Origin of the sequence: Corynebacterium sp. ED61 (assembly GCF_015233855.1) — a bacterium.
Lineage (GTDB): Bacteria > Actinomycetota > Actinomycetes > Mycobacteriales > Mycobacteriaceae > Corynebacterium > Corynebacterium dentalis.
Map to the genome: position 1 here is coordinate 1 of NZ_JADGIT010000014.1, position 3,962 is coordinate 3,962.

The 3,962-nt window shown below is 53.7% G+C and carries 2 rRNA genes; both read left to right on the forward strand.

Annotated features, from left to right (window positions below):
* Positions 1 to 307 precede the first annotated feature (307 nt).
* Positions 308 to 1,832: ribosomal RNA gene (locus tag IM764_RS10275) — 16S ribosomal RNA — on the forward strand.
* A gap of 432 nt (positions 1,833 to 2,264) precedes the next feature.
* Positions 2,265 to 3,962, forward strand: a 23S ribosomal RNA gene (locus IM764_RS10280); the annotation flags it as partial.

Consider the following 3,962-nt stretch of genomic DNA (forward strand, 5'->3'; position numbering starts at 1 on the left):
GAGCACTTGACGCCCCCTTGTGGTGTGGGTTACTGGTTGGTGTGTTTGTTGGTTGTTGGATGATGTGTTCCACCTGTGCGGTAACGCGCGCAGTATTTTTTGTGTGAATACGTAAATCACCTGGCCCTGTCTGACGTCTGTGTCGGGGGTTGGTTGTCTACTGTGGCTGGTTGATGTGAGGTCCACCCCCGTGGGCTGTTTGAGCGTTGATCAGGTTTTTGATGGAAATATTTTTTATTTTTTGTCAGTAGTTTTTGTTTTATTTTTGCCAGCTGATTTGGCTCTTTTATATAGCGCCGATATGGCTTTTATGGAGAGTTTGATCCTGGCTCAGGACGAACGCTGGCGGCGTGCTTAACACATGCAAGTCGAACGGAAAGGCCCTGCTTGCAGGGTACTCGAGTGGCGAACGGGTGAGTAACACGTGGGTGATCTGCCTCGTACTTCGGGATAAGCCTGGGAAACTGGGTCTAATACCGGATAGGACCTTCTTTTAGTGTGGAAGGTGGAAAGTTTTTCGGTACGAGATGAGCCCGCGGCCTATCAGCTTGTTGGTGGGGTAATGGCCTACCAAGGCGACGACGGGTAGCCGGCCTGAGAGGGTGTACGGCCACATTGGGACTGAGACACGGCCCAGACTCCTACGGGAGGCAGCAGTGGGGAATATTGCACAATGGGCGCAAGCCTGATGCAGCGACGCCGCGTGAGGGATGACGGCCTTCGGGTTGTAAACCTCTTTCGCTAGGGAAGAAGCCACTTTTGTGGTGACGGTACCTGGATAAGAAGCACCGGCTAACTACGTGCCAGCAGCCGCGGTAATACGTAGGGTGCAAGCGTTGTCCGGAATTACTGGGCGTAAAGAGCTCGTAGGTGGTTTGTCGCGTCGTCTGTGAAAGCCCGGGGCTTAACTCCGGGTCTGCAGGCGATACGGGCATAACTAGAGTGCTGTAGGGGAGACTGGAATTCCTGGTGTAGCGGTGAAATGCGCAGATATCAGGAGGAACACCGATGGCGAAGGCAGGTCTCTGGGCAGTAACTGACGCTGAGGAGCGAAAGCATGGGGAGCGAACAGGATTAGATACCCTGGTAGTCCATGCCGTAAACGGTGGGCGCTAGGTGTGGGGATCTTTCTACGATTTCCGTGCCGTAGCTAACGCATTAAGCGCCCCGCCTGGGGAGTACGGCCGCAAGGCTAAAACTCAAAGGAATTGACGGGGGCCCGCACAAGCGGCGGAGCATGTGGATTAATTCGATGCAACGCGAAGAACCTTACCTGGGCTTGACATACACCGGATCGGCGCAGAGATGCGTCTTCCCTTGTGGCTGGTGTACAGGTGGTGCATGGTTGTCGTCAGCTCGTGTCGTGAGATGTTGGGTTAAGTCCCGCAACGAGCGCAACCCTTGTCTTGTGTTGCCAGCACGTAATGGTGGGGACTCGCGAGAGACTGCCGGGGTTAACTCGGAGGAAGGTGGGGATGACGTCAAATCATCATGCCCCTTATGTCCAGGGCTTCACACATGCTACAATGGTCGATACAGTGGGTTGCGATACCGCGAGGTGGAGCTAATCCCTTAAAGTCGGCCTCAGTTCGGATTGGAGTCTGCAACTCGACTCCATGAAGTCGGAGTCGCTAGTAATCGCAGATCAGCAACGCTGCGGTGAATACGTTCCCGGGCCTTGTACACACCGCCCGTCACGTCATGAAAGTTGGTAACACCCGAAGCCGGTGGCCTAACCCTTGTGGAGGGAGCCGTCGAAGGTGGGATTGGCGATTGGGACGAAGTCGTAACAAGGTAGCCGTACCGGAAGGTGCGGCTGGATCACCTCCTTTCTAAGGAGTTTTTAGTAATGATTGATTGTGGGTAGAAAAGCACATCCCATGTAAATGGAACTGTTCAACGTGGCACGGCCAGCCCTTGTGGTGGTTGGTGGTGTGAGTGTTTGGTGGCTGCCCTGTGGTGGGTAGTTGGTGGAATTTTTAAAATCTGGACACACTGTGTGTGTCTGGGGCTTGGTTTGTTGCGTCTGTTGGGTGTCTGGAGCATTATGTCTCCGTGGAAAATGGTGCATGGCATGGTCACTGTGTGTGGCCATTGTGTGTGCTGTTTGTGTTGTGTGAGAACTGTATAGTGGACGCGAGTATCTTCTTTTTTTGTAATGCAATTTTTTGTTGTTGTGTGTTTGTTCACCTGATGATATTGCCTGATTGCGCATCTATGCGATGCCCACTTAAGTGGGTTGTTTGTGTGGTGTGTGTGTTGTGTGAATTGTTGTGAAGGGCGCACGGTGGATGCCTTGGCATGATGAGCCGATGAAGGACGTGTAAGGCTGCGTTAAGCCTCGGGGAGTTGCCAATAGAGCGTTGATCCGAGGATGTCCGAATGGGGAAACCCGGCCGTAGTTATGTGCGGTCACCCGCCAGTGAATTCATAGCTGGTGTGGAGGGAACGCGGGGAAGTGAAACATCTCAGTACCCGTAGGAGAAGAAAATAATAATGATTCTGCTAGTAGCGGCGAGCGAACGTGGATTATTGGCTAAACCATATGCGTGTGATACCTGGCAGGGGTTGCGTGTGTGGTGTTGTGGGGTCTTGATGTGCGGTGCTGCCACGACCGTGCCCCATGCGCGTGTGTTAGCGGAAGTGGTTTGGAATGGCCTGCCGTAGACGGTGAGAGTCCGGTACGTGAAAACATGTGTGTGTGGGGTTGTTGAGTTGCCCCGAGTAGCAGCGGGCTCGTGGAATCTGCTGTGAATCTGCCGGGACCACCCGGTAAGCCTGAATACTTATTGTGACCGATAGCGGATAGTACCGTGAGGGAATGGTGAAAAGTACCCCGGGAGGGGAGTGAAATAGTACCTGAAACCGTGTGCTTACAATCCGTCAGAGCCTCCTTGTGGGGTGATGGCGTGCCTTTTGAAGAATGAGCCTGCGAGTCAGCGGCATGTCGCGAGGTTAACCCGATTGGTGGGGTAGTCGTAGCGAAAGCGAATACTAACGAGTGTGTTTGAGTGGCATGTCCTGGACCCGAAGCGGGGTGATCTACCCATGGCCAGTGTGAAGCAGCAGTAAGATGCTGTGGAGGCGCGAACCCACTTAGGTTGAAAACTGAGGGGATGAGTTGTGGGTAGGGGTGAAAGGCCAATCAAACTCCGTGATAGCTGGTTCTCCCCGAAATGCATTTAGGTGCAGCGTCGTGTGTTTCTTGCCGGAGGTAGAGCTACTGGTTGGTTTAGCGGGACTATCATCTTAGCGACATCAGCCAAACTCCGAATGCCGGGAAGTCAGAGCACGGCAGTGAGACTGCGGGGGATAAGCTTCGTAGTCGAGAGGGAAACAGCCCAGATCGCCGGCTAAGGCCCCTAAGAGTGTACTAAGTGGAAAAGGATGTGGGATCGCGAAGACAGCCAGGAGGTTGGCTTAGAAGCAGCCATCCTTGAAAGAGTGCGTAATAGCTCACTGGTCGAGTGGTTCTGCGCCGACAATGTAGTGGGGCTCAAGTACACCGCCGAAGCCGCGGAACTCAACTTTTGTTGGGTTGGTAGGGGAGCGTCGTGTAGCCAGTGAAGGTGCGGGGTAACCCAGTGCTGGAGGCTATGCGAGTGAGAATGCAGGCATGAGTAGCGAATGATGAGTGAGAAACTCATCCGCCGGATGACTAAGGGTTCCTGGGTCAAGCTAATCTTCCCAGGGTGAGTCGGGACCTAAGGCGAGGCCGACAGGCGTAGTCGATGGATAACGGGTTGATATTCCCGTACCCGTGTATGTGCGACCAATGGTGAATCAGTGATACTAACCGCCCAAAAGCATGCGTTTATCATCTTCGGATGGTGTTTGTGTGTGGCTGCGTGGGACCTGAACTGGTAGTAGCCAAGCGATGGGGTGACGCAGGAAGGTAGCCAAGCCACTTACTGGATTGTGGTGTAAGCGTGTGGCCCGCAGAATTTGGTAAATCCGTTCTG